Origin of the sequence: Nocardia sp. NPDC051463 (assembly GCF_040681975.1) — a bacterium.
Classification (GTDB): domain Bacteria; phylum Actinomycetota; class Actinomycetes; order Mycobacteriales; family Mycobacteriaceae; genus Nocardia.
On record NZ_JBFBAB010000061.1, the window covers coordinates 3,979 to 5,454 of the forward strand.

The following is a 1,476-nucleotide window of genomic DNA, read 5'->3' on the forward strand; positions in this document are numbered from 1 at the left end:
GAACGGCGCCCCTGAATCTTGGCCGATGCCGGGGCGCCTTTCGAAGTCACGAAAACTTCAGGGATCAGGATAACCCAGGAAACCTGGCGCCCCAAGCACCGGTCCGGTGTGGGAAGGGCGTGGCGGACCGTCGAGGATGGCGAACACCTCCGGTCGATACGCCTACTCGCTCCCCGGCTCGGCGCTCCGGTAGGAAACTAACTGCGTCCTCGAGCTCCTGGCGCGCGGGATGAAGGTGGACCCGACCCGCCGGGCCGACAGAACGGACGGAGGACCGCAGTGGCAGGTGTGCAACGCGGCCTCGACAGCCAGGAGCACAAGACCGGTCCCAGCGCAGGCGAGTAATACCCGCAGCGCTCCCAAGCAGGCTCCATACGTCCCGGCTCCGTTACGGACCAACGTACTAACCGCGAGGGTTCCCCTAGAGGCGATGCGCGGGCACAGGTGTGCCCGGACCACGTGTTGCCTCTAGGGGGGTCCCGCCGCCCACCACCACCCTCACCACCCGGAGCCAGGAGCTAGGTGCGAAAGTCAAGGGTGATGGGGGGCGGCTTCGAACAGAGCACGCGCGCAGCGCGTTCCTTTACGCGGTTCGCAGCCGCCTAGCGGCTGCGGTCGTTGCCCAAAATTTCGAACTACAAGAGCTACCGATCTACCGCGAGACCAGCCACCGCAGCGGCCTTCTCATCCGCCGAGGGCAAGGTATAGCGCCGTGTCTCCTCGAGCCGAGCATGACCCAGCAGCTCGGCCACCAGAACGATGTCGACACCCTGCTCGCGCAGCAGCTCGGTCGCGAACCCGTGCCGATCAACATGGGTGGTGTACTCCTCCCCGACACCGGCCGCCGTCGCGATCCCCGACAGGACCTTGTCCGCACCGCGAGAACCGAGGCGCTTACCGCGGGCATTGAGCAACAGCGCATCGGAATCGGCGGCCCCGGTCCAGGCCGGCCTTTCCTCGTAGATCCAGATCGTCAGCTGCTCGCGCAGGATCGGATGCGCCGGAACCTCCCGGAACTTGCCACCCTTGCCCGAGCGCACCGTGATCACACACCGCCGCGCCGACAGCGCGATATCGGCAATATCGAGGGCGACACGTTCCCCGATCCGCAGACCCGCGTACCGGCCCAGATACGCCAGCACCCGATCACGGGTCTGGCGCCGCTCCACTTCCCGCAACCACCGCAGGTTGTCCGCCGGGTCAAGAGATTTGGGGGCCGCCTGCGGCAGCACCAGGCGCGCGACGTTCGGCAGGCCCAGACCACGCCGCAGATAGAAATCGCCGATGGCGGCCAGGCCCAGGTTGATCGTCGCCGGTTTGCGCCGCAACACCGTCTGCAGGTGCGCCCGATAGTCGCGCACCGCGCCATCACGGGCATGCGGATCCGCCAGCGCCGCATCGGCAATGCCGGTCTCCTCCAGCCACGCGAGGAAGCCGCGGACCTGGCTGGCGTACACGCGCGGCGTCTCGCCGGTG

Annotated in this window: 1 protein-coding gene; it reads right to left on the reverse strand. The window is 67.5% G+C overall.

What is annotated here, in order from left to right:
- Nucleotides 1-644: 644 nt before the first annotated feature.
- Nucleotides 645-1,476: tyrosine-type recombinase/integrase (locus AB0M74_RS35095; protein WP_366530616.1), on the reverse strand; the 832-nt coding region annotated here is incomplete at its 5' end.